Raw genomic sequence first — 23,662 nt, forward strand, 5'->3', positions numbered from 1 at the left:
ACAATATACAGGTGAACAACACCTGTCATATCGCTGTTGGAGTCATTCTCTAAGTTGATCGACTCAGTGATGCACTGAGGGATCAAACGCATGATAAGAAAATAATATGAAGCGAAAATCGGCCAGTAAGGCGAACAATGCTCGACTAATGAATCATTACTCGGCGTGGAAATATGTGGTGCTCGTGGTCACCGTTATACTGCTTGCTCTTAGCGCCATACCCACTTGGTATGGTGAACAACCTTCAATTCAGGTGACAACGTCACAAGGTGGTGGTGTATTAAATAACCCGGTGGAGTTGAACCGCTACCTTGACCAGCACAATGTGCAAGCGTCTGAGATAAAACAGGTTGGCTCAAGTACAACCTTAGTGTTTGAAGACGAGACTCAGCAAACCCATGCCAGAGAAGTTCTGAATGATCTGGTTGGTAAAGAGGACTCGATCACCTTTTCTTACGTGTCGGTTGCGCCGCAATGGCTCGGAGACATGGGTTTCAGCCCTATCAAACTGGGTCTTGATTTGCGTGGTGGGGTACAGTTCCTACTTAACGTCGATATCGATAAAGCATTTGAAGAGCAACGTAATACTCTGGTTGATGAGATGCGCGATATGTTGCGTCAAGAGCGTATTCGCGGCGTTAAATTCACTCAGGTTGGCGTGGATGGCTTTGATGTGAAAAGCCAATCGACGGAAGCGTTGACCACAGCGTCGACGTACATCAAGCAGAACTATCCAGGCTGGGATGTGAAACGCCATTCTGATTATTTGGCCGTGAAACCGACGCAGCAGAATAAGACCGAATTCCAAACCGTTACCTTAACGCAGAACCTAAAGATTATGCGTGATCGTATCGAAGAGTTAGGCATCACCGAAGCGGCAGTGCAGCGCCAAGGTGAACATAGCATTCGTATTGAACTGCCAGGTGTTCAGGATCCATCCCTCGCGAAAAATGTGATTGGTGCGACGGCAACATTGGCATTTCATGAAGCAAAAGCGGCTTCTGAAGGCGTTGGCTATGGCGACATCGTTTTAAAAGACAATGATGGACGTGATGTGATTCTGGCAAAACGTGCTGTTTTAACGGGTGAACACATTGTCAATGCGCGCGCTGGCGTCGATAAAATGGGCTTCTCTGAGGTAAACATCGCGCTTGACCATGCTGGCGGCAAAATCATGAGTGATTTCTCCGGTAAGCATATCGGTAAACCGATGGCGACGGTCTACAGCGAGTACACCACGAATGCAAAAGGTGAAACTGAACGTAGTGAGCGAGTGATCAGCGTTGCGACTATTCAATCTCAATTGGGTAGCCAGTTCCGTATCACAGGTGCAGGCACTATGGAAGAAGCGCAAAACCTTGCCCTGTTGCTTCGTGCGGGTTCATTAACGGCGCCTGTCACAATTGTTGAAGAACGCACTATAGGCGCGTCTCTTGGTGCAGAGAATATCCAAAATGGCTTTGCAGCTCTGGCATTGGGCTTAGCGATGACTTTGACCTTTATGGCGCTTTGGTACCGTCGTTTGGGCTGGGTGGCGAACGTAGCACTGATGATCAATATGGTCAGTCTGCTTGGTTTGATCGCATTGCTGCCTGGTGCAGTATTAACGCTGCCCGGTATTGCTGGTTTGGTACTCACTGTCGGTATGGCGGTTGATACCAACGTACTAATTTTTGAGCGTATCAAAGATAAGCTGGCAGAAGGCCGAACCTTTGCACAATCGATTGATCTGGGTTTTGGCAGTGCGCTCAGCACCATCCTCGATGCCAACATAACGACTATGATCACTGCCGTTGTTCTTTACTCGATCGGTAATGGGCCAATTCAGGGTTTTGCTCTGACCTTAGGGCTTGGTCTGTTGACCAGTATGTTTAGTGGTGTGTTTGCTTCAAGAGCAATTATTAATTTGGTTTGGGGACGCGACAGCCGTCGTGACGTGAGGGTTTAATCATGGTTGAGTATCTAAAGCACAATATTCGTCGAATTCGCTACATCACGACATTTGTTTCCGTGGCCTTAATGGTTGTTTCTCTCGTGGCACTGGGCGCCAGGGGGTTGAACATGGGGTTAGACTTCACTGGCGGTATGGTGACAGAGGTCGCCGTCGATAATAATCTAACCAATAGCGACTTGTTGAAAGTACTAACACCAGAGCTCGGTGAGTTTACCTCAGTTACCCGCTCCGATGAGGCAGGGCGTTGGGTCATCCGCTACCCAATTCCGCAAGCAGGTCAAACAGCACCGGATGTGCAAAAAGTGCTAGAAAAGGCATCACATCAAGTCACGGTGGTGAGCAACAGTATGGTCGGCTCACAAGTGGGAGAAGACTTGGTTGATCAAGGCGGTCTTGCGCTGCTTATCTCTATGATGTGTATTCTAGGTTACCTCTGTTTTCGTTTTGAATGGCGCCTTGCCAGTGGTTCCTTGCTGGCGCTTGTTCACGATGTTGTATTGGTTTTGGGTTTCTTTGCTGCGACGCAAATGGAGTTTAACCTGACCGTATTTGCGGCGATTTTGGCCATCTTAGGTTATTCATTGAATGACTCAATCATCATTGCTGACCGAATTCGCGAGTTGCTGGTGGCTAAACAGTCGACGCCAACCGAAGAAATCAATGACCAAGCGGTCATTGCGACGTTCTCGCGTACTATGGTGACGTCAGGTACAACCTTAATGACTGTCGCGGCTCTATGGCTAATGGGTGGTAATGCGCTTGAAGGCTTTGCGACGGCAATGTTTATCGGAATATTGTCAGGGACTTGGTCATCGATCTCTATGGGTACAGTGCTACCCGAATGGTTGAAGTTGGAACCTAAACACTACCTCCCTGTCGAGATAGACAGTGCCCCATAAGCGATAGGCATATGTGAGAATGAGAAAGGGCTAACCAAGTGGGTTAGCCCTTTCTGTTATTGGGTGTACTGTTGAAGAAAATCGCCAAATCGCTGCCATGATTTTTGGTCGGCATCTTCTCGATATCTAGAGCTACCAAACACAGTGAAGGCATGGGGTGCGCCGCTGTAAGTAATCATTTCGTGGGCGACGCCCTGTTGCTCAAGCTCACTGGCAAGGGTGGCGAATTGCGACATGGGAATTGCACTGTCAGCCGTGCCGTGAAGAACGAGGATTGGCGCGGTCGCCTGTTGATAATTTTGCCCATCCGGTGTTTTGAGGCCGCCATGGAAAGTGACAAAGCCTTTTGCTTTCATACCTGCTCGTGCCGATTCAAGTACCGCTGCGCCACCAAAACAATAACCCATTACAACGGTATTATTGCTGTTGCCACCTAAAGAAGCGGCGTAATCTAGGCTTCCTTGCATCAATGCTCTGAGTTTTTCGCGATCTTTATACAGCTCTCCAGTATGTTGTTTTTTATCTTTGACCTCCGTTGGACGGATTCCCTCGCCAAACAAGTCAGCTGCGAAAACGTTGTAGCCCATGTCATTGAGCATTTTGGCTCGTTGCTTTTCATAGTCGGTTAGACCATCCCAATCGTGAACCAGCAATACCAATGGTGCATCATCGGATACTTTGGACCAGTAGCCCTCGTAGTTACTACCATTTACATTGTAAATTTTATCCTCACCAGCCAATGTTACTGCGCTCCACATTGCTAATGAAAGACCAAGTACATGTTTCATCGTCTTTCTCCTTGTTGTATTGCAAGTGTAGTACGTTGTTATCAATTGAAAGGCACAAAAAAAGCCTCCCGAGTGGGAGGCTCAACATACGCAAGGAAAAGAAAATGAAGGAAATTACATAGCCGCTTCGAAGATTGCAGAGATCTCTTCGTGCGTTGCTTGTTTAGGGTTAGTGAAACCACAAGCATCTTTTAGTGCGTTGTCTGCAAGAGTTGGAATATCTTCAGACTTCGCACCTAGCTCTTTAATGCCAGCTGGGATACCAACGTCTTTCGCTAGAGCCACGATAGCGTCGATAGCCGCTTCCGCTCCTTGTTCTGCTGTCATGCCTTCAACTTCTACACCCATTGCTTTGGCAACGTCACGTAGACGCTCTGGGCATACTTGAGCGTTGTAGCGCTGTACGTGAGGTAGAAGGATAGCGTTACAAACACCGTGAGGTAGGTCGTAGAAACCACCCAACTGGTGTGCCATAGCGTGCACGTAACCCAGAGAAGCGTTGTTAAATGCCATACCTGCCATGAATTGAGCGTAAGCCATTTGTTCACGCGCTTCGATGTCTTCACCGTTTTCTACCGCAGTGCGGAGGTGCGCTTGGATTAGCTCAATGGCTTTGATTGCAACAGCGTCAGTAATTGGTGTTGCCGCAATAGAAACGTAAGCTTCAACCGCGTGCGTTAGTGCATCCATACCTGTTGCTGCGGTTAGCGATGCTGGTTTCGCTAGCATTAGCTCTGGGTCGTTTACAGAGATAAGTGGCGTTGTGTGCTTATCTACGATAGCCATCTTGATGTGACGCTCTTCATCAGTGATGATGCAGAAGCGAGTCATTTCTGATGCGGTACCCGCTGTTGTGTTGATTGCGATAAGTGGCAACATTGGTTTAGCGGATTGGTCTACGCCTTCGTAGTCGCCAATTTTACCGCCATTTGAAGCAACAAGGGCAATACCTTTCGCACAGTCGTGTGGTGAACCACCGCCTAGAGAGATAACGAAATCACAGGCGTTTTCTTTCAGTAGAGCAAGGCCATCGTTTACATTGCTGATCGTTGGGTTTGGTTGTGTGCCATCGAATACTACGGCTTCAACAGAGCGTTCAGCTAGTAGGTCTTGAACTTGTTTTACTACACCAATCTGGTTCAAGATTTTGTCAGTAACGATTAGACCTTTTTTAAAGCCTTGAGATTGAATGCTGTCTGCTGCGTCTTTTAGACAGCCAGCACCCATTAGGTTAACTGTAGGGATGAAAAATGCGCTTGTCATTGCATTGCTCCATTATTATAGGATTTAAGAACTGCAGTTAGATTCGCATAATATTTCACGGTTGATATTTGATCTTGAGCAATTCTCTACCCCAAAAGAGTTAAACTTGCATCGAAAGTGTGATGTAACGCTGATTGCATAACTATCATTGATAATTTTGTTAAATATTAGTGGGTTAGCGCAATCGTTTTCTCAACAGATAGTGTGGTTAACTCAAGTAGGGCGGGCGATGACAAAATAACCAGCGAAAAAAAGCCCACTGAGAATCGCTCTCAATGGGCGGTTAAAAATGGAGAAAAATTATGCAATGGCGACGAGCTTCGCGACCAGTTTTTCTATACCAGTTGCTGCCTGCGAAATGGATCCGGCGAGCATATAGGCAGGTGTTGAAAGAACCTTATGTTGCTCATCGTAAACATAATCGTCTACCGCGCAATCAAGATGCTGCCCAGATAATGCATTAAATGCAGCTGCGGTTGCTTCATCGTTACCTATGGTCCCTTTAACGCCTTCACCATAAATCATCGGCATGATCACGGGAGCAATACATAAATATCCGGCAGGTTTGCTAGCAAGAGCGAAAGCGCGGCATGCGGAGGCAACATGAGCGTTGATACTGCACTCGGCACCACTTACTGCAAAATCGGTGAGATTTTTTGCCGCGCCAAATCCTCCTGGTAAGAGTAAGGCGTCGAAGTCATCCACATTCAGTTTGGCCACATCCTCTATATTTCCGCGAGCGATGCGCGCAGCCTCAATCAGTACATTGCGCGTTTCGTCCATTTCTTCGCCAGTCTTATGATTGATGACATGAAGCTGATCGATATTGGGGGCAAAGCACTGCCAAGTGGCACCATTTTTCTCTATCGCGTAGAGAGCCAGTACACTTTCATGAATCTCTGCACCATCAAATACACCTGAGCCGCTAAGAATAACTGCGATTTTTTTCATTGTTTGTTCCTTATTAATCTGACGATATTAGATTAGTTGAAACGGTGTGATAGTGCCTTGGTTTACGTCGCAGTTTGATAGGTAAGCAAGCAGTGTATTAGCGACAGTCTGGGTATGACTGTCGCTATTGAAGAGAGAGGGAGAACGACCGAGCGTTGGTCACTCCTCTTCTTCTGTTGTGGATTGCTCTTGCTGCGCTTCGGTTTCGTTGTCTTCTTGTTCATCATTATCGTAGTACTTAACGACAAAAGGCGTGAGCATGACACTGGAAGGGAAAAAGCGTTTCATATAAGCCTCCATAGCCTAAGCAGGTAGTGGCTTGATTGTGCAATGCTTTGCGTAGGGTAAACTTGTTTTAAGTCACTAAATCTTTGGGAAAAAACCGGCGCACTTGTATTTGAGCTGCGGGTCACAGTTTACGTTTACAGCACTTTGTCCCACTCAGCGTTTTGGGCGTCCAGCCGCGACGCAATAAAATCAAGGAAGGCGCGAACTTTTAGCGGCATATGCTTACGCTCTGGAAACACGGCGTACACCGCATGCTCTGGAAGTTGATACTCCTGCATTACCCCCATCAGTTTGCCGGCCGCAATGTCCTTAGCGACGATGAAGGTAGGTAATTGACCAATTCCGAGCCCTTCTAATAGTGCACGGCGAATCGCCTCACTGTTATTGACCACTAAACGGCCTCTCGGCATAACCTTGAACTCTTTGCCATGCGAAGTGAACGTCCATTCGTTCCCTCCTCTGAAGTAAGCGTATTGCAAGCAGTTATGTTGGGTGAGATCCGACGGCCTAGTGGGCTGGCCAAATTGATTAAGATAGTCCTCTGATGCGCACAAGATGCTTTTGCACGGAGTCAGCCTTTTAGCGACAAGGTTAGATAGAGGCAGGTGGCCAATACGGATGCCGATATCAAATCCTGACTCAATCAGGTCGACCATTTGATCTTCGAGCTGCAAATCGATTTCCACATCCGAATAGAGAGCAAGAAACTCGGCGACTAAAGGCGCGACATACTGAACACCAAACGACATTGGAGCGGTGAGTTTGAGTTTTCCTCTTGGTTGGCCTTGTAGCTCGGTCACCGCGTCTACGCCTTGTTGTGCCAGACTTAGCGACTGCGATACGTAGGAGTAATAGCGTTGACCCGCCTCGGTCAAGCTGAGCTTTCTGGTGGTTCTGTGCAACAGGCGAATGCCCAATTCGTCTTCCAATTGGTTGATCCGTTTACTCACAGCAGATTTGGTAATTTTCAGTTTGTCAGCAGCTGGGGAGAAACCGCCACACTCAACCACTGCAACGAAAACGGGTATCGACGAAAAAGTTTGCATAGTTGACCTCAGGTAAACAATAAGTTTCTTTATTTGGTGATTATCATCCTCAGGAAAACAATCTACACTAGCATCACCAATTTGAGGAGAGAAAAATGAAGTACGATTGGATCCTGTTTGACGCGGATGAAACCCTGTTCCATTTTGATGCATTTAAAGGGATGCAACTGATGTTTGCGCGCAAAGGGGTGGAGTTTACTCAACAGGACTTTGACCACTATCAGAGAGTCAACAAGCCGTTGTGGGTTGATTACCAAGACGGCAAGATCACCGCTGGCCAACTTAAGCACACTCGCTTTGTTGAGTGGGCCGAAAAACTCGAAACGACTACGGTGGAGTTGAACAGTGCCTTTCTTGAAGCGATGGCTGATATCTGCACTTTGTTACCGGGAGCGAAAGAGTTGATGGATGCTCTGCATGGTAAAGCGAAATTGGGGATAATTACTAATGGATTTACTGAGCTTCAGGCGATACGTTTGCAACGTACAGGTATGTCTGAGTACTTCGAGCAGGTGATTATCTCCGAGCAAGTTGGTGTGGCTAAACCCGACCAAGGTATTTTTAGTTACGCTTTAGAGAAAATGGGTAATCCGTGTAAAAGCCGTATCCTTATGGTGGGCGACAATCCTCACTCTGATATTTTGGGCGGTATCAATTTTGGTATCGAGACTTGTTGGCTGAATGCGTCTCAGCAAGCGGAAGTGCAGGGGATTCGACCAAATTACAATGTGGGTTCGCTAAGTGAGCTTAAGGATATATTGGTTGCTTAATTGATCCATCACCCGGCAGCGTGAGTAAAAGTCTTCAACAGATAAACGAGGAACATGTCATGGCGATGTCGGGAAGAATAGTGAATTGGGATGAGAAGCACGGCTGTGGTTTGATTCGATCAGACGCGACGAAAGAGCAGATATTTTTTCATATAACCGATATGGATGTTGAAGCGCTACCCCCATATATCACCGAGCGTGTGGCCTTCGAATTAGAAACTGATTTTAGCGGCTGTGGCTTGGCTCAGCATATCACTCCGATTATCTAAGGATTGCGATCAGTCGTGAGCGTTGAGTGAAATGTAGTGTTCAAATGATTTGCGACTACTGACCGTGAAGCATTCCTCTTTGACCGATAGAGTTTGAATGCGGTCGATACGAAAATGGCGGTAATCGTTTCTTAGCTCGCACCAAGCCACCAAGGTCCACAGTTTGCCCCAAAAGATCTGACCAAGTGGCTGCAGCACTCTGGTTGTTTCTTGGCCGCTTTCAGCGATGTATTCTACTTCTATCTTCAGTTTGTTGTCTGTGGCGTGACGGAGCAGTTGACCTCGCTGCGATGTGAGTGTTTGGGTGTGGAGGTCAGGAACCATCACCGGAAACGCTTCGACCTGTTGCTTTAGCCTGTCGGGGAGAACCGACCGAATTTTAGTAGAGGCACTTCGAGACGCTTCAGCCAGTTCGGCATCTGACCAGGCTTTGACCATTCTCATACCTAGCTCCAAAGCCATCATCTCTTTCTCAGTAAACATCAGTGGAGGAAGATGAGAGCCTGGCTGGAGTAAATAGCCGACACCAGCTTCTCCTTGGATAGGAACGCCGGAGTTGAGCAGTGACTGTATGTCGCGGTAAATCGTTCTTTCACTCACTTCCATGGTCCGTGCAAGCTCTGCGGCGGTAACCGCATAACGCTTTGAGCGCAACAAAGTAAGAAGTTCAAATAGCCGTTCTGATTTACTCATGGTCTACGTTACTCAATGAAGGAGGGCGACCCCTCCTTACTTTTCTGTTATTGATATTTCGCTGCGAGGTCACTCATCATAATGGTTTGATGCTGCATGTCGACTGTTGCAGGGTCAATCAAAGCCATGAGCGGTGCGCAGTCTTCACAACTGGCAAATTGCTGGCCAGCCGCTTGGGCCGCTTCCATTGAGTCCCAATAGACGACATCTGTCCATACCTCGTTTTCTTGATTGAAACTGGTAGAGCGATATTGAAACCCATCCAACTGCGAGACAAAACGTTGGCTTTGCTCTGCAGCGGCAATCAGTTGTTCATGGGGTGTGTTTGGCAGTAATTTAAAAGAGACAATTTCAACGACGCTTTTCATTTGGTACTCCTTGTATGGGATTGACTTGGTTCGATAGCAATACTAGCTAGTGCCATTGTCAGAACCTGTCAGTAGTGATTATTGAGTAAATTATTGCCTTTTCGATTTCAAGTTGTGATCTTGGTTATGCTCATGGTTTCTTATCTTGACTACATTTAACGTGCACTATTACAAATTTTATAAACGTTAGGTTAGATCAAGTCTGACTAAATCAAAGCAATTTAGTCGTTAAAGGATTGAGACAATGGCTATACAAGGAACAATCAGCGAGTGGGATCAACATAAAGGCTATGGTTACATTGCCGTTGATGACCAAGAGGCGCAAATTCGCTTTCACCTTTTTGATTTCGAAGCGTTTGGTCACCCACCACAATTAAGAGACCGGGTTCAGTTTCGTCTGGCTAAGGACGACCAAGGAGAGCTACGAGCCGTTCATGTAGAAAGGCAATTTGTGTTTAATTTTCCACTTGCCGTTGCAATATGGTTCGTCTCCACTATGGTGGCGAGTGTGTTCTTACTGAATTTTCCTCCCATCGCATTGGTGATTTCTGTTGCGGTGTCGACCATTACTTATTTGGTATATGCCGTCGACAGACAGGTGTACCACAATGGTGGTGTTCAAATCCCGAACACGATTTTCTACCTACTTAACATGTTTGGTGGTTGGCCTGGTGCTCTGTTTGCCCAGTCTATTCTCCACCATAAATACACTGACTTAGACTTTAAGCTTTTGTTCTGGCTTTCGATGGCTTTGAACGTGGGCTTTTATTGCTGGACGTTAACTTACGAGGGCAGTCTGGCGCTGACCGAAATGATTACTCAGTTGCAGGTTTTCGTTGCAACTCTTTAGCATAAAAGGCGTAACCTCAAAGGTTACGCCTTATGTCTTTCCAAATTGACGCTTTCCCAGCTCGGCTATGGACGTTCATCCGCCTCCAAACGACGCTCAACGTCAGCTATCACGTCTGGCAGATCGGCGATCGTATCAATCAGGTAGTGAGGCGCACTTTTGATCAATTTAGTGCGTGCTTTTTGTCTCGCGCTGTCCAACGTAGCTTGATCGGCCGCCTGATACTGTTCATAGGTCAGCCCAGCTTCATTGCCCGACAGCAGTAAGCCAACCGTCCACATTCCCGCGTTGTGGCCTTCTTCAATACCAGGAGCGGCGTCATCCACCTTGATACACGCGCTAACGTTGGTTACACCGAGCTCTATCACGTTCTTTAATGCCATAAATGGAGCAGGGCGCCCGCCTTGCGGTAAATCATCAGTCGCGACCACGTAGTCTGGGCGATAGCCGTAGTCGGCAGCGGCGGGAATCAGTACGTCCATCACCTCTCTTGGATAGCCTGAGCAAGAGCCGATTTTGATTCCTTGCTGCTTAAGGCTATTGACCACATCAACGGCGTTTAAGATAGGCGCCGCATGATCTGCTACCTTGGCTTTCTGCAATGGCATAAAAGCCGCGTAAATCGTGTCTATATCTTCACTGGTCATTGAACGACCAAATTGGGCGTTCCATCGAGCATCTACTGAAGGCAAACGTCCAACGGCTTGAATGTGGTCCCATTTGCCTAAGCCCATTGGCTCTCTTGCCTCTGCTAGGTTAATTTTAAAGTCGAACCCTTGTTTAAATGCTTCAACGAAAATGCTGGTTGGGGCGAAAGAGCCGAAGTCAACGATGGTTCCTGCCCAATCAAAAATGACGGCTTGGATGTTAGAGCGTGGCACTGTCATGTTCGTTTTCCTTATTGCAATAGTGGTATTGGTCGCAAACGTCAGCGATGGCTTGTTCAAAGATGGCCAACGCGTGAATAAGTTGTTGTCGATTGATGATGAGTGGTGGGCTAAGTTGAATCACATTACCTTGTGATACTTTAAAGCTAAGGCCATGGTTCAAACATTGGTAGAGAACAGCTTCCGCCTCATCGATAGCGCGTTGCTTCGTCATACGGTCTTTGACGAGCTCAATCCCCCATAGCAGCCCTATGCCTCTGACGTCGCCAATGACGGGATATTTTTCTTTCATCGCCAACAAGGTAGTGTGGATGAACTCACTGTCATTTCGGGTCTTCTCGAGCAATTTCTCTTGTTCAATAACCTCGATAGTGGCGAGAGCAGCCGCGCAGCCTATTGGACTTTTTTCATGGGTATAGTGCCCCATCGAGATCTGAGTCGCGGTGTTGTATTTATCTTTGGTGATCATTGCCGCAATCGGTACGAGACCTCCCCCTAAGCCTTTGCCAATACATAAAATGTCGGGTTCGATATCATAGGCTTGGTGGGTGAACCACTCGCCACTTCTGCCCATACCATTAGGGATATCGTCGATAATGAGCAGGACACTGTGTTTGTCGCAAATTTCTCGCACTCGTTGCCAGTAGGCTTTACTAGGGACTTGTACATCGGTGTTGCGAACGGTTTCGGCAATGAAAGCGCCAATGCCACCTTCTTTTTCAATGACGTACTCTAGATAGTCTGCGTAATGGACGTCGCCGCCATCAGGTGAGGGAAGAGCCCCTCGATAGGATACGGCGGGTGGGATGCGCTCTACGCCAGCCATCAAAGGGCCCATCCCCTGGCGAAAGCAGGCCTCTCCACCGACCGAGATTGAATCCAATGACGCGCCGTGGAAAGAATCCCACAACGATACGACCTTATAATTACCGGTGACATGGCGGGCAAGCTTTAGAGCCATACCAATAGCTGAAGTGCCTCCGGGAGCAAACAACACTCGATTCAATTCTCCACCACAAATCTCGGTTAGCTTTTCCGCACATTCAACGGCGATTTGATTGGTGAAACGGCGAGGTGAAAAAGGTAGTTGAGCGATTTGATCTTGCACACGTTTAATTACATGGGGGTGGCCATAGCCCAATTGGTGGACATTGTTGCCATGAAAATCCATGTAGCGCTTACCTGCCGTATCTTCAAGGTAGATACCCTGCGCGGCTTGTAGCGCGTCTAAACATGGGGTAGACATTGCTTGGTGGAGAAACACGTCACAATCACGTTGCAGTAGAGTCTGTGTCCCTGAGTGTTTTAGTCGGGAGGCCCAGTCTTGTCTTGCGCGTGTTGTGTTTATATCCCCTTCACTGCGCAAGTGATCCGTTACTAGCGCTTTATCCATGTTCGGCTACCGTCTCTGTTTGAGTCCAATACATTGCCTTCGATACGGCGTGAATTAAGCGCTGGATGTCTTCTGGGTAGACCTCACCAATGTTACCGATACGGAAACAATCGGCATCAGAAACCTTGCCTGGGTAAATGACAAATCCTTGCTGCTTCAATTGGTCATAAAAGGTTTTAAACTGATAGTCGCTGTGCGATGGAGAATAAAACGAGGTGATGATTGGCGAGTGAAGGTCATCGGTGAGTAAGGTTTCAAAACCCAGTGAACGCATTCCTGCGACTAACGTTGTTTGGTTGGTCACATAGCGCTGGTGGCGAGCTGTAACGCCACCTTCCGCATCGAGTTCGCTGAGTGCTTGATAGAAGGCTCTGACCGTATGCGTTGGCGAAGTAAAGCGCCACTTGCCATGGTTTGCTTGCATGCACTGCCATTGGTCGTAGAGGTCCAAGCTGAGTGAGCGGGCTTGCCCTTCACATTGTTCAAGTTGCGCTTGTTTGGCGATAACAAACCCAAATCCGGGTACACCTTGGATACATTTGTTGGCGGAACTGATCATAAAATCGATGTCGAGCTGACCGATGTCCATTGGAATACCACCGAAGCTCGACATGGCATCGAGAATAACCACTTTATTGAACCGTTTCGCCAGCTTCGTGATGTCTTCAATTGGATTGAGGATGCCAGTTGTTGTTTCACAATGAACCATGGCAACGTGCGTGATACTAGGGTCCGATGCCAATGCTGTCTCTACATCGTTCAAGTGCGGTTGTGATGTTTCCCCCACCGAGACAACATGGCAAGGGATTTGTAGGTACTGGGCTATTTGAGCAATGCGCGCGCCATAAGCGCCGTTGTCAACAACTAGCAGTTTTCCTTGGCGTCCGATTGCACTGCCGATCGTGGCTTCTACAGCGGCGGTACCGCTTCCTTGCATCAATACGCTAGTGTAGCCACTCGACTGCGTTGCGAGCGTGACGAGCTTGTCTCTTATTACTTCGACAATGTCTTTGTTGTACTCATCATCCCAAGTACACCAATCTTTGAGCATTGCTTGGCGAACCGTTTCTGAGGTTGATAAAGGTCCGGGGGTGAGCAGTAAGTAATCGTTCTTCATAGTTGCATCCGTTTAGTGGTATATACCAGTTTGTATGGGTACTTTAACAAGGAAGAAAATCGCCGGTAAATAGCGTTATTGGCAATTTAATAAAACTTTAATATGTCATTATGGTGGGTTAAGCCGATGATCTCATCCTGCTGTGGTGTCTAAAAATTGCCATTTTTTGTTCATATAATCGTCACACACTCCTTTTAGGGTGATTATCGTTAACTGGTACAGACCAATGTGTATAGCCTGTTTAAACTCTGCACATGGTCTTCAAACGAAATAGTCTAAATTGGAGAAGATGATGAAAAACCGTTTGATGAAAGGATCGCTGGCTGCACTTGTATCTTTGCTAGCTACGAATGCAATGGCCGCTCAGGAAGTGACGGTTTACACCGCGTTTGAGACAGACATCCTCGCTAAGTACAAGTCTGCTTTTGAGAAAGAGAACCCAGATATCAAGATTAAATGGGTACGTGACTCAACCGGTATCATGACGGCTAAGCTGCTGGCAGAAAAAAATAACCCTCGCGCGGAAGTCGTGTGGGGATTAGCAGGCTCGTCGATGGCACTTCTAAAAGAAGAGGGCTTGCTTAAACCCTACACTCCAAAAGGCATTAATGAGCTTCACGCTAGCCTGAATGACCCACAATCAAATCAAGCGTGGTTTGGTAATGACGCCTTTTTTAATGCAGTATGCTTCAACGAAGCGGTCGCTAAACAGTTGAACTTGCCTAAGCCAAATTCATGGGAAGACCTGACTAAACCTGTATATAAAGGTCATATTGCAATGCCAAACCCAGCCTCTTCTGGTACTGGTTACATGCAAGTTTCTGCTTGGCTGCAAAATATGGGTGAAGATCAAGCTTGGAACTACATGAAAAAGCTAGACAATAACATTGCACATTACACGCATTCTGGGTCGAAACCTTGTGTTCAAGCGGGCATGGGTGAGGTCGCGATTGGTATTTCTATGGCAAGTCGTGGTGCGAAACTGAAAACTCAAGGTGCGCCACTGGCTGTCATCACTCCAAAAGGAATTGGCTGGGAATCTGAAGCGGTCGGCTTGGTAAAAGAGTCTAGCGCCGCTAAGCGTGTTGTTGATTGGTCAATTTCAAAAGCAGCCAATGAGCTGTATGTTGAGATGTACCCAGTTGTTGCTCACAAAGATGTAAAAGCGACCGTTTCTAACTTCCCTAACGTGCAAGACAACATGGCGAAGATGGACTTTGCCCAAATGGGAAGTAAGCGCGCGGATATCTTAGCAACTTGGTCTGCAAAATTTGACGCTAAATCAGAACCTAAGTCGTAACGGGCTCTGAATTGTCACAGGAATAGGGGAGCGAAGGCTCCCTTTTTGCATTTTTAGAGCTGGCACGGCACACTGAGGTCACAGAATAAGGAGCGTTGCATGATCATTAAGCCTATAAGCGCAGAGCAAACATTGCCCATTCGCTTTGCCGTGCTTTGGCCGCACAAGAGTATCGATTATTGTCGTGTAGATGACGATGAATTTGGCGAACATTATGGCGCTTTTATCAATGATGAACTGGTGAGCGTTGCCTCTGTATTTACCCACAACCGGGTGAGTCGATTGCGAAAGTTTGCTACCTTACAAGATTATCAAGGGCAGGGCATTGGTAGTCAGTTGCTCACCGCGATACTCGAAGACGTAAGGCAAAAACACTGCACACTTTTTTGGTGTGACGCAAGAGAAACGGCTGCGTCATTGTATCAACGTTTTGGTCTTGAGCCGCAAGGGGAGAGGTTCTATAAAGGTGAGGTTGCCTACTTCAAAATGGTACTCAGTTTGACTGACTAGGTGTTGCCCCGTTGCTTCACCGGTTCATCCTTCTGTCATCTTTCCTCTATAAATTTGTCATTCGACTGAAACAAACTCGCACTAATCTTGGTATATACCATTTGAGGGGCGTGTTATGTCTGCTAACCAAACGTATTTACAAATCGAAAACGTGGTCAAACAGTTTGGCCAGTTCACCGCATTAAAACAGATTTCCTTATCGATCGAAAAGGGTGAGTTCGTTTGCTTTCTTGGCCCTTCAGGCTGTGGAAAAACAACCTTGCTGAGAGCTATTGCTGGGCTGGATTTACCCACTGCTGGTACGATTTCTCAAGACGGTGTCGATACCACCTTTTTGCCACCCGAAAAGCGCGACTTCGGTATCGTTTTTCAATCTTACGCCTTGTTTCCCAACCTTACGGTTCAAGAGAACATTGCCATTGGGCTTAAAAATCAGGGGATGACGACAAAAGAGGCGCTGGAGAAGGTCGAGCAGTGGCTCGACATGATCGGATTAGCCACGTCGGGGCTAAAATATCCCAACCAACTCTCTGGTGGTCAACAGCAGCGAGTTGCTTTAGCTCGCGCGTTGGCACTATCTCCAGGTCTACTATTGCTAGATGAGCCGTTGTCTGCATTGGATGCTAAAGTACGGGTTCATCTTCGCGATGAAATTTGTAAGTTACAGCGTAAACTTGGGATTACCACCATCATGGTGACTCACGATCAGGACGAAGCTTTGACCATGGCGGATCGGATCGTTGTAATGAACCACGGGGTCATCGAACAGGTCGGCACGCCACAAGAGATTTATCAAAAACCCGCCTCACGTTTCGTCGCGGAGTTTGTTGGTAAAATGAACTTTATTTCCTGCTCGGCCTCTGCTGACGATCAACTGCGTATCGCGGAATCTTTGATTAAGGCTCCCGCCATCGACAATAAACAGGTAAAACGCGGCGACCACTTTGACTTAGCGGTCAGGCCAGAAAATATCAAATTTGTTGAGCGCTATAGCAATGCGTTGCCTGTGCGTATCCGTTCGCAAGAGTTTCTTGGTGCGTTCTACCGGGTTGAATGTGAGCTACAGCATGACCATCAAGCGAATACACTCTATGTCGATGTCTCTTGTGAGGCCGCTCAGCAGTTAAAGTTACGTCGTGGCGACATCCGTTACATTCAATTTGCCAGCCTCGGTTTAAGAGCCTACCCATCACTCTGTCCCAACAATAACAAAGCGTTAGCGGCGTAGTGAGGTTGAGATGGATACAATGACAACACCTAGCGTGGCGACCTCTAAGCCTTCTGCGCATAGCTATTTAAGTCGCATCAGTCGCGACAATCTCGTTTTGTTTGGTCTGCTGACCTTCATCGCTATTATCATGCTGCTGTTCATTGTGATGCCGTTATGGGCGATGATGACCAAGAGTGTACAAAATAGTGATGGAGAGTTTGTTGGACTGGCCAACTTCGCCCTTTACTTTTCTCAGCCTGCGATATGGCACTCAATTGGCAATACGTTTACCGTTGGCCTGATTGTCACCAGTATCGTCGGGTTGCTGGCTTTTGGTTATGCCTACGCGTTGACGCGCTCTTGCATGCCGTTCAAAGGGGTATTTCATATATTGGGTACTGCACCCATCCTTGCCCCTTCATTATTACCGGCCATCAGCTTGATATTTTTGTTTGGCAATCAGGGTATCGCTAAAGAGTTACTCCAAGGTCACTCGGTGTATGGGTTGATTGGTATATCAATGGGACTTGTTTTTTGGACCTTCCCCCATGCGTTGATGATATTAACAACATCGCTGAGAACATCAGATGCTCGACTTTATGAAGCTTCCCGTGCGTTGAAAACGTCGCCGTTTAAAACCTTCTTTGTGGTGACGTTGCCAGCGGCCAAATACGGACTCATCAGCACACTAATTGTTGTGTTTACGCTGGTGGTCTGCGACTTCGGGGTCCCTAAAGTCATTGGCGGTAACTACAATGTGCTAGCGACGGACATTTTTAAGCAGGTGGTTGGTCAGCAGAACTTCTCGATGGGTGCGGTGACCAGCATTGTTTTACTTATCCCCGCGTTATTAGCGTTTGTGGCCGATCGTTGGGTGCAGAAAAAGCAAAAAAGTTTGTTCGATACCCGCTCTGTTCCTTATCAACCAGAGCCAAGTCCGATCCGTGATGGTGTGTGTTTGATTTACTGTAGCGTTATTTCTCTTGCCGTCATTGCCGTACTTGGCATGGCAGTATACGGCTCTTTGGTCACTTTCTGGCCTTGGAATAAAGCGTTGACGTTAAACAATTACAATTTTGCTGAAATGAGCACCTATGGCTGGAGCCCTTTCTTTAACTCAATTTCTCTTGCTACGTGGACGGCCATCATAGGGACGGGATTGATTTTTGTCGGTGCATACTGCATTGAGAAGGGCAGAGCGTTTGCAGCGATAAGGCAAGCGATGCAAATGTTAAGTGTGGTGCCTATGGCGGTACCGGGTATGGTGTTGGGATTAGGCTATATTTTTTATTTCAATGACATGAACAATCCCTTGAACGTATTGTATGGCACCTTAGCTTTCTTGGTGATCAATACGGTGGTGCACTACTACACCGTTGGCCATATGACAGCCATTACTGCATTGAAGCAGATTCCATCCGAGATTGAGGCAACGGCGGCATCGGTTAAGCTGCCACAATACAAATTGTTTTTTAAAGTGACGCTGCCAGTTTGCTTACCAGCCATATTCGATATCGCTAGCTATCTGTTTATTAATGCATTGACCACCACATCTGCGGTAGTATTTATCTATTCGACGGATACTATTCCTGCTTCAGTGTCGGTATTGAACATGGATGATGCAGGACAGACTGGCGCAGCTGCAGCGATGGCGGTAATGATCATGATTTCTGCAGCCACAGCCAAGTTGGTTCATATGACCTTAGGTAAATGGCTAGAAAACAAAACGCAAGCATGGCGCAAAAGGTAAGGGCGATAAGTGCAATACGTAAAAATTAAAGACTCCATTGTTGAGCAAATTGAATCTGGATTGTTGTCGCCAAGGCAAAAGCTCCCTGCTGAACGCAAGTTAGCAGAGTCATTTGATACTACTCGTGTCACGTTAAGAGAAGCGCTGTCCCTCCTAGAAGCGGAAGGTCGCATATACAGAGAAGATCGCCGTGGTTGGTTTATTTCTCCTGAGCCACTTCAGTATGACCCGACCCAGACACTTAACTTTCCGAATATGGCTAAGGCACAAAATCGTGTTCCCAAAACGGAAGTTGTGTCAGCGAAAGGTATCTTAGCCAACAAACAGGCGGCGCGTTTATTGAATTTGCAACCATTCTCTGATGTGTATCGTGTGGATCGCGTTCGCTATCTTGAAGAGCGCCCTGTCGTTTACGTTGTCAATTATGTTCGCCCTGAACTGTTTCCTAATTTACTAGATTTTGATCTCTCCAACTCACTCACAGATATTTATCGCGAGCACTTTGGCGTAACCTATCAAAAAATCCGTTACCGCATTTCTACCAGCACTTTATTGGGTGAGACAGCACAAGCACTACGCGCGACCTCTGGGACGCCAGCAATGGTGGTTGAGCGGGTCAACTATAACCAGCATGGTGAACTTATCGATTGCGACATTGAATACTGGCGTCATGATGCAATCAGTATTGAGTCGGTGGCGCAGTTGCAGCCATAATCTATCACTGTATATGGCGGGCCTCCCGAGTGGAGGCCTTTTTTATAAGGAACATTCATGTCAATTTGGGCAATCTGTTTAGTCGTCGTTTCTGCCTTTCTCCATGCAGGATGGAACTTACTGAGTAAGAGTAATAAAGTCTCCGGCCCCGCCTTCTTTCTTGCCAGTGGCAGTGCCGCCGCATTGCTCCTAACCCCTTATATCGTTTGGTACTTGCATCAGGTTGGCCTTGAGTCCTTTCCTGGCCAGTTTTGGTTGCTACTTATGGTGAGCGGTATTGCACAAGTGGTTTATCTGCTCGGGTTGGGTTTTGCCTACAAGCACGCTGACATCGGCTTGGTCTATCCGATCGCCCGATCTTTGCCAGTGCTCATGGTCGGTCTTGGATCTGTTTTACTCGGGTATTCGCTGTCGTTCGCAGGGTGGCTTGGTTTTGGTTTGATTACCTTGGGGTGTTTGTTTGTGCCAATTGAGTCGCTCAAACAATTCAAGTTCAAGCACTATCAAAATTTGGGCGTGCTGTTCGCGTTAATCGCCGCGATAGGTACGGCTGGCTACTCTCTAGTGGATAAAGAGGCACTACTCGTAATTAACCAGAGCGTGTCACACCTTGTTTCAGACCGGAAATCCGCGGTGTTCTACCTTGGCATTCAGTTTTGGGCCATTGTTACGCCGATCGCGCTGTATTTATTGCTAAGTGGCAAGAAAGAGGATTTCAGCCAAGCATGGTCTATTCGCCGAACAGCAACCATGGCTGGAGTCATGATGTCTACGACATACGGCCTAGTACTGTACGCCATGACGATGACCGAAAACGTCAGCTATGTCGTTGCCTTAAGACAGCTTAGCATCGTCTTTGGCCTCATTTTCGGTATCTTATTCTTAGGTGAGAAGTGGCTATTAACCCGAGTTGTAGGCACTTTATTGATCCTTTCAGGGCTTATCATTAGTGTGATTGGATGAAAACGGGCAGATTCTTTTATGATATTTGCCACTACTGCTATAACAAATCACTCTAAAGAATGAGAACGGTTCGCTTTCTTAATTCTAGACTCAAACTAACAAGTGATTGAATCTTGGTGATTTCTTGCTTACTGCATATAACAGACCGTGATAACCGCACTAATCGCGCCAGATTTAACTCTTCGGCGATTTCGAAAAACTTGATGATCTAGTGCAATTATTTCTAAGTCTCAAAGGTCATTTGTTACGTACCATTAAGGTATTCGAGCAAGGCATAAAGCTCGATTTTAGGTAACCAAGGAGTCAGTTATGATTAAGTTAGTAAGTTTAGCAAGCATCGCGTTATTCAGTTCAGTTGCACTAGCAGGTTCTGGTGCATACAACACCGTCGTTAACAGTGAAACGATGAATGGTAATCCGCAAATGTCTCGTGATGCGGCTTTGGCGCAAGGCAAACAAATGATCATGGAGATTAACAACAAATCGCCGTTTGAACTTAGTCGTTCAGTGAATTATTCGTCTAATGAGTTAGTCGATGTAAACTCATTTGAACTTCGTAACTCTCAGGTAACGGTCAATGAGATCGTAACCAGTGACGGTGATATCGCTTATCAACCAGTGATCAACATGAGCTATGAATACCGAGCTCGTGAGAGAAACTAAGATTTTATTATTTTCGCTAGCGCAAATAAAAAAGCCCCGGTCTTCTGTACCGGGGCTTTCTTTTTATGTTTGCTGATTAGCTTTCTGCTTCAACCAACTCTGGCTGCTCGTCAGCACGAGCGGCAGCCAGCATTTTACGGATGATAACGGAACACACTAGAGCAATGGCAACCATAACAACCGCGAGAACAGTAAGCAGTTGGAAGTAATCGCCATATACCGTTTGAACAATCTCTTGTGTGATCTCTTGGCCTTTTTCTAACGCAATAGACGTTGAGAATACGGCACCAACAATACCAGATAGTGCCATGGCGACTGAGAACAGAGATACAGAGAAGCCTTCAATGTGCTTAGGTGCAACAGACAGAATAAATGCAACCACTAAGCTGCCCACAATGACCTCGGCAAAAGCTTGGAAGAAGTGAATCGCTAGGAAAACTTCCGGGCGAATAACCACATCTTCACCGATGTTCATCACTGCCATGGTCAAGATACCAAACGCAATCGCGGTAAAGATAAACGCAAAACCAATCTTAGTCGCTGTTGAGAAGTTAATGCCTTTTTTCTCTAGTGAAGAGAAGGTCATCGCGATAACAGGGCCCGCAACGATACACCACAGTGGGTTCATCGCCATAGAAGCTTCTGGTGCGATAGGGATCAGGTTAAACAGGTCACCACGCATGGTATTGATGGTTACCATGGTCATCGAAGTCATCATCTGACCGTAGTAAACAAAGAAGCACGTAGTCAGTACCGTCATGATTAAGATGGTACCCATTTTAAGAGCATCTGATTTACCCGATTTCACCATTAGGCTGATGAAGTACAAGATTGCCGCTGCACCAATTGCGTAAACGATGTTTTGGCCGATATCCATGTTTGAGAACATGAAAAATACCAGGCCAACCATGGCTGCAGAAAGGCCAAGGAATGCGATCCAATTTTTAGTGCTAACTGGCTGTTGGTCAATATCTGCACCGACACCAACAAGTTGCTTGTTAAAAATGATAAGCACAGCAAAAGCGAAGGCCGCCATTACAGCAGATAGCGTGAAGCTACCATGGAAGCCAATAACCAGTACGAACATTGGGAACAGGTACTGGCCAAGTAGTGCGCCAACATTGTTCACAGAGTAGTTTACTGGGTAGCCGTTTTCGAAGTCTTCTTCTGAGGCAAAGGTACGTTTATAAAGACTTGGGTAAGAAGGAGACATCAAACCACGAGCGTAACTCGCAAGTGCAATACCGACGAGAGCCATGGGTACGTTAGTCGCTGAAGCGCCAAGAACCAACAAGGTGTAACCCGTTGCGAAGGTACCGTAGGCGATCGTCAAAGAACGATAGGCACCGAGGAACTTATCTGCTATAAAGCCACCCGCGATTGCGAACAGTGGGCCAATAGAAGAAAAGGCACCGACAACCATCATGGTATCTGCTTCGTTATATCCCAGATCTTCTAAGAAAAAACGAGTCAGAATGACCATCACGCCGTAGAATGATAAGCCAAACATAGCTTGGCAGAACATCATTGATTTGTTCAGTTTATTCCACATAATAATCTCTTTTTATTGCTATAACACAGTGTTAACAACTATATATTTTAACATCTGTGGCATGTTATAAATTGAAACAATTATCGCAGAAAACACATTCTATGCACGATTTTTTCTCAACTTCGCATAAATTTTTATAATGTGTTTGATCTAAAACGTTTGCGTGGAATAAAAGTGGATTAGATTATCGCCGCTTAGCCAGTGGAAAATGATTCTTAGTCAGCTATCTTTGTGTTAGCCTGCGTGTCACTAGTCCAACTGAAAAAGGACGTAACTCTATGAAGATCTTCAGTAACTTCGATAGTGGTAGCATTGAGGTCATCAATGCAGAGAATAAGGACGATATTCAACTTAAAATTCCTAATGATAATCAATCGGAATTTTACCAATGGTTTCATTTCCGCCTGGAAACTCAGCCTGAGCAACAACACACAATCAATATTCTTGACCTAAAAGGCTCGGCTTATCCTGAAGGTTGGACTGGCTACGACGTGGTTGCTTCTTACGATCGTGAAGAGTGGTTCCGCATTCCTGCTCAGTTTGATGGCGATACATTAAGCTTCTCTTTTTATCCAGAGCGTGGCTCGGTCTATTTCGCCTACTTTGCGCCTTACAGTTATGATCGACACCTTGATCTGCTGCACATGGCACAAAATGCCCATCACTGTCAGCTAGAAACTTTAGGTCACACCCTTGATGGCAATGACATGAGTCTGTTGACCTTCGGTGAGCCGGAAGAGGGCAAAAAGAAAATATGGCTGATTGCCCGCCAACACCCTGGCGAGACTATGGCAGAGTGGTTTATGGAAGGGGTTGTTCAACGTTTACTTGATGAAGATGACGTGACTGCGCGCGCGCTACTTGAGAAAGCCGTGTTGTATGTGGTGCCTAACATGAATCCAGATGGTGCAATTCGAGGGCACCTGCGCTGTAATGCGATTGGCGTGAACTTAAACCGAGAGTGGCAAACCCCAACCATGGAGCGCAGCCCAGAAGTTTTCCTTGTGCGCGAGCGTATGCTAGCAACAGGTGTTGATATGTTCTTGGACATTCACGGTGATGAGGCAATTCCATACAACTTTGTTGCAGGCTCTGAAGGCATTCCGTCTTACGACGAGCGTTTGGCTAGTCTGGAGAATGCATTTAAGCAGGCACTGCATACGGTGACTCCTGAGTTCCAAGATCAACATGGTTACGACAAAGATGAGCCGGGTAAGGCAAACCTGACGGTTGGCTCAAATTGGGTAGGCGAGCAGTTTAAGTGTTTGGCTTATACTGTAGAGATGCCATTTAAAGATAACAACGAGTACCCCGATCCACTGTATGGTTGGTCACCGGAGCGTAGCATTAAGTTTGGTCATGACATGTTGGCCGCGACATTTGCGATGGTCGAAAAGATCTAGTAAGCTTTGTATCAATAAATATGTAAAAGGCGCGGAGTTTTCCGCGCCTTTTGCGTTAGTA

24 protein-coding genes are annotated in these 23,662 nt (G+C 46.7%); 13 read left to right on the plus strand and 11 right to left on the minus strand.

The features are described from left to right. The first annotated feature begins 106 nt into the window (after positions 1-106). Positions 107-1,948, plus strand: coding sequence for a protein translocase subunit SecD (secD, locus tag RH45_RS14695; RefSeq protein ID WP_008078451.1), 1,842 nt, complete (start codon positions 107-109; stop codon positions 1,946-1,948). A gap of 2 nt (positions 1,949-1,950) precedes the next feature. Next, positions 1,951-2,853 (plus strand): protein translocase subunit SecF, encoded by a 903-nt coding sequence (gene secF, locus RH45_RS14700; protein ID WP_008078453.1) that lies wholly within the window; start codon positions 1,951-1,953, stop codon positions 2,851-2,853. Positions 2,854-2,909: 56 nt separating this feature from the next. On the opposite strand, the gene RH45_RS14705 is transcribed toward secF, so the two are convergent. From RH45_RS14705 to RH45_RS14720, 5 genes are all read right to left on the minus strand, one after another. Further along, entirely contained in the window at positions 2,910-3,641 is a 732-nt protein-coding gene (locus tag RH45_RS14705) for a dienelactone hydrolase family protein (protein ID WP_008078455.1), read from the minus strand. Between the two features lie 114 nt (positions 3,642-3,755). Continuing rightward, positions 3,756-4,904, minus strand: coding sequence for an L-threonine dehydrogenase (yiaY, locus tag RH45_RS14710; RefSeq protein WP_008078457.1), 1,149 nt, complete (start codon positions 4,902-4,904; stop codon positions 3,756-3,758). Positions 4,905-5,204: 300 nt separating this feature from the next. Next, positions 5,205-5,855, minus strand: coding sequence for an isoprenoid biosynthesis glyoxalase ElbB (gene elbB, locus RH45_RS14715; RefSeq protein WP_008078458.1), 651 nt, complete (start codon positions 5,853-5,855; stop codon positions 5,205-5,207). 159 nt (positions 5,856-6,014) lie between these two features. Beyond that, positions 6,015-6,143 carry a hypothetical protein gene (locus RH45_RS23840; RefSeq protein WP_008078459.1) on the minus strand — a complete coding sequence of 43 codons (129 nt, stop codon included), beginning with the start codon at positions 6,141-6,143 and terminating at the stop codon, positions 6,015-6,017. A gap of 134 nt (positions 6,144-6,277) precedes the next feature. Next, positions 6,278-7,189 carry a LysR family transcriptional regulator gene (locus RH45_RS14720; protein WP_008078460.1) on the minus strand — a complete coding sequence of 304 codons (912 nt, stop codon included), beginning with the start codon at positions 7,187-7,189 and terminating at the stop codon, positions 6,278-6,280. Between the two features lie 95 nt (positions 7,190-7,284). Between RH45_RS14720 and yjjG the strand changes: the two genes are divergently transcribed. Beyond that, complete coding sequence (gene yjjG / locus RH45_RS14725; RefSeq protein WP_008078461.1) at positions 7,285-7,959, plus strand: pyrimidine 5'-nucleotidase; 675 nt, start codon at positions 7,285-7,287, stop codon at positions 7,957-7,959. Positions 7,960-8,018: 59 nt separating this feature from the next. Further along, positions 8,019-8,228 (plus strand): hypothetical protein, encoded by a 210-nt coding sequence (locus tag RH45_RS14730; RefSeq protein WP_008078462.1) that lies wholly within the window; start codon positions 8,019-8,021, stop codon positions 8,226-8,228. Between the two features lie 9 nt (positions 8,229-8,237). Here RH45_RS14730 and RH45_RS14735 read toward each other — a convergent pair whose 3' ends face one another. Together RH45_RS14735 and RH45_RS14740 are read right to left on the minus strand one after the other, a co-directional pair. After that, positions 8,238-8,921 (minus strand): helix-turn-helix transcriptional regulator, encoded by a 684-nt coding sequence (locus RH45_RS14735; RefSeq protein ID WP_008078463.1) that lies wholly within the window; start codon positions 8,919-8,921, stop codon positions 8,238-8,240. A gap of 47 nt (positions 8,922-8,968) precedes the next feature. After that, a complete protein-coding gene (locus tag RH45_RS14740) occupies positions 8,969-9,289 on the minus strand; it encodes a hypothetical protein (RefSeq protein ID WP_008078464.1) in 321 nt (106 codons plus the stop codon). A gap of 244 nt (positions 9,290-9,533) precedes the next feature. Here RH45_RS14740 and RH45_RS14745 point away from each other — a divergent pair, with 244 nt between their 5' ends. Beyond that, positions 9,534-10,139, plus strand: a complete 606-nt coding sequence (locus RH45_RS14745; protein ID WP_008078465.1) for a DUF1294 domain-containing protein — start codon at positions 9,534-9,536, stop codon at positions 10,137-10,139. A 65-nt stretch (positions 10,140-10,204) separates the two neighbouring features. Here RH45_RS14745 and phnX read toward each other — a convergent pair whose 3' ends face one another. The 3 genes from phnX to phnW are packed head-to-tail and all read right to left on the minus strand — an operon-like array spanning position 10,205 to position 13,536. Continuing rightward, on the minus strand, positions 10,205-11,020 hold the full coding sequence (gene phnX / locus RH45_RS14750; protein WP_086027035.1) for a phosphonoacetaldehyde hydrolase: 816 nt from the start codon (positions 11,018-11,020) through the stop codon (positions 10,205-10,207). Then, the gene (locus RH45_RS14755; protein WP_008078469.1) at positions 11,007-12,419 is read right to left on the minus strand and encodes an aspartate aminotransferase family protein; all 1,413 of its coding nucleotides are present in this window, start codon (positions 12,417-12,419) and stop codon (positions 11,007-11,009) included. The genes phnX and RH45_RS14755 overlap by 14 nt, the downstream gene beginning before the upstream one ends. After that, on the minus strand, positions 12,412-13,536 hold the full coding sequence (gene phnW, locus RH45_RS14760) for a 2-aminoethylphosphonate--pyruvate transaminase (protein WP_008078471.1): 1,125 nt from the start codon (positions 13,534-13,536) through the stop codon (positions 12,412-12,414). The genes RH45_RS14755 and phnW overlap by 8 nt, the downstream gene beginning before the upstream one ends. A 289-nt stretch (positions 13,537-13,825) precedes the next feature. Here phnW and RH45_RS14765 point away from each other — a divergent pair, with 289 nt between their 5' ends. From RH45_RS14765 to RH45_RS14795, 7 genes are all read left to right on the plus strand, one after another. Beyond that, the gene (locus RH45_RS14765) at positions 13,826-14,836 is read left to right on the plus strand and encodes a putative 2-aminoethylphosphonate ABC transporter substrate-binding protein (protein ID WP_008078472.1); all 1,011 of its coding nucleotides are present in this window, start codon (positions 13,826-13,828) and stop codon (positions 14,834-14,836) included. Between the two features lie 99 nt (positions 14,837-14,935). Next, on the plus strand, positions 14,936-15,346 hold the full coding sequence (locus RH45_RS14770; protein ID WP_008078473.1) for a GNAT family N-acetyltransferase: 411 nt from the start codon (positions 14,936-14,938) through the stop codon (positions 15,344-15,346). A gap of 115 nt (positions 15,347-15,461) precedes the next feature. Then, a complete protein-coding gene (locus RH45_RS14775; RefSeq protein ID WP_008078474.1) occupies positions 15,462-16,574 on the plus strand; it encodes a putative 2-aminoethylphosphonate ABC transporter ATP-binding protein in 1,113 nt (370 codons plus the stop codon). Between the two features lie 10 nt (positions 16,575-16,584). Beyond that, a complete protein-coding gene (locus RH45_RS14780; RefSeq protein ID WP_008078476.1) occupies positions 16,585-18,306 on the plus strand; it encodes a putative 2-aminoethylphosphonate ABC transporter permease subunit in 1,722 nt (573 codons plus the stop codon). Positions 18,307-18,315: 9 nt separating this feature from the next. Then, on the plus strand, positions 18,316-19,020 hold the full coding sequence (gene phnR / locus RH45_RS14785; RefSeq protein WP_008078479.1) for a phosphonate utilization transcriptional regulator PhnR: 705 nt from the start codon (positions 18,316-18,318) through the stop codon (positions 19,018-19,020). Positions 19,021-19,077: 57 nt separating this feature from the next. Continuing rightward, positions 19,078-19,983 (plus strand): EamA family transporter, encoded by a 906-nt coding sequence (locus RH45_RS14790; RefSeq protein WP_008078480.1) that lies wholly within the window; start codon positions 19,078-19,080, stop codon positions 19,981-19,983. A 309-nt stretch (positions 19,984-20,292) separates the two neighbouring features. Then, positions 20,293-20,646: a DUF3316 domain-containing protein gene (locus tag RH45_RS14795; RefSeq protein WP_008078481.1), complete on the plus strand. Its 354-nt coding sequence runs from the start codon at positions 20,293-20,295 to the stop codon at positions 20,644-20,646. 76 nt (positions 20,647-20,722) lie between these two features. Here RH45_RS14795 and RH45_RS14800 read toward each other — a convergent pair whose 3' ends face one another. Continuing rightward, positions 20,723-22,198: a peptide MFS transporter gene (locus tag RH45_RS14800; protein ID WP_008078483.1), complete on the minus strand. Its 1,476-nt coding sequence runs from the start codon at positions 22,196-22,198 to the stop codon at positions 20,723-20,725. 278 nt (positions 22,199-22,476) lie between these two features. Here RH45_RS14800 and RH45_RS14805 point away from each other — a divergent pair, with 278 nt between their 5' ends. After that, the gene (locus RH45_RS14805) at positions 22,477-23,601 is read left to right on the plus strand and encodes a M14 family metallopeptidase (RefSeq protein WP_008078486.1); all 1,125 of its coding nucleotides are present in this window, start codon (positions 22,477-22,479) and stop codon (positions 23,599-23,601) included. The last annotated feature ends 61 nt before the right edge of the window (positions 23,602-23,662 follow it).

Origin of the sequence: Vibrio sinaloensis DSM 21326 (assembly GCF_000189275.1) — a bacterium.
Lineage (GTDB): Bacteria > Pseudomonadota > Gammaproteobacteria > Enterobacterales > Vibrionaceae > Vibrio > Vibrio sinaloensis.

Excerpts from the sequence above, each read along its gene's own strand:
- secD (WP_008078451.1), top strand. The coding sequence starts at position 107 with ATGAAGCGAAAATCGGCCAGTAAGGCGAACAATGCTCGACTAATGAAT.
- secF (WP_008078453.1), top strand. The coding sequence starts at position 1,951 with ATGGTTGAGTATCTAAAGCACAATATTCGTCGAATTCGCTACATCACG.
- RH45_RS14705 (WP_008078455.1), bottom strand. The coding sequence starts at position 3,641 with ATGAAACATGTACTTGGTCTTTCATTAGCAATGTGGAGCGCAGTAACA.
- yiaY (WP_008078457.1), bottom strand. The coding sequence starts at position 4,904 with ATGACAAGCGCATTTTTCATCCCTACAGTTAACCTAATGGGTGCTGGC.
- elbB (WP_008078458.1), bottom strand. The coding sequence starts at position 5,855 with ATGAAAAAAATCGCAGTTATTCTTAGCGGCTCAGGTGTATTTGATGGT.
- RH45_RS23840 (WP_008078459.1), bottom strand. The coding sequence starts at position 6,143 with ATGAAACGCTTTTTCCCTTCCAGTGTCATGCTCACGCCTTTTGTCGTT.
- RH45_RS14720 (WP_008078460.1), bottom strand. The coding sequence starts at position 7,189 with ATGCAAACTTTTTCGTCGATACCCGTTTTCGTTGCAGTGGTTGAGTGT.
- yjjG (WP_008078461.1), top strand. The coding sequence starts at position 7,285 with ATGAAGTACGATTGGATCCTGTTTGACGCGGATGAAACCCTGTTCCAT.
- RH45_RS14730 (WP_008078462.1), top strand. The coding sequence starts at position 8,019 with ATGGCGATGTCGGGAAGAATAGTGAATTGGGATGAGAAGCACGGCTGT.
- RH45_RS14735 (WP_008078463.1), bottom strand. The coding sequence starts at position 8,921 with ATGAGTAAATCAGAACGGCTATTTGAACTTCTTACTTTGTTGCGCTCA.
- RH45_RS14740 (WP_008078464.1), bottom strand. The coding sequence starts at position 9,289 with ATGAAAAGCGTCGTTGAAATTGTCTCTTTTAAATTACTGCCAAACACA.
- RH45_RS14745 (WP_008078465.1), top strand. The coding sequence starts at position 9,534 with ATGGCTATACAAGGAACAATCAGCGAGTGGGATCAACATAAAGGCTAT.
- RH45_RS14755 (WP_008078469.1), bottom strand. The coding sequence starts at position 12,419 with ATGGATAAAGCGCTAGTAACGGATCACTTGCGCAGTGAAGGGGATATA.
- phnW (WP_008078471.1), bottom strand. The coding sequence starts at position 13,536 with ATGAAGAACGATTACTTACTGCTCACCCCCGGACCTTTATCAACCTCA.
- RH45_RS14765 (WP_008078472.1), top strand. The coding sequence starts at position 13,826 with ATGATGAAAAACCGTTTGATGAAAGGATCGCTGGCTGCACTTGTATCT.
- RH45_RS14770 (WP_008078473.1), top strand. The coding sequence starts at position 14,936 with ATGATCATTAAGCCTATAAGCGCAGAGCAAACATTGCCCATTCGCTTT.
- RH45_RS14775 (WP_008078474.1), top strand. The coding sequence starts at position 15,462 with ATGTCTGCTAACCAAACGTATTTACAAATCGAAAACGTGGTCAAACAG.
- RH45_RS14780 (WP_008078476.1), top strand. The coding sequence starts at position 16,585 with ATGGATACAATGACAACACCTAGCGTGGCGACCTCTAAGCCTTCTGCG.
- RH45_RS14790 (WP_008078480.1), top strand. The coding sequence starts at position 19,078 with ATGTCAATTTGGGCAATCTGTTTAGTCGTCGTTTCTGCCTTTCTCCAT.
- RH45_RS14795 (WP_008078481.1), top strand. The coding sequence starts at position 20,293 with ATGATTAAGTTAGTAAGTTTAGCAAGCATCGCGTTATTCAGTTCAGTT.
- RH45_RS14800 (WP_008078483.1), bottom strand. The coding sequence starts at position 22,198 with ATGTGGAATAAACTGAACAAATCAATGATGTTCTGCCAAGCTATGTTT.
- RH45_RS14805 (WP_008078486.1), top strand. The coding sequence starts at position 22,477 with ATGAAGATCTTCAGTAACTTCGATAGTGGTAGCATTGAGGTCATCAAT.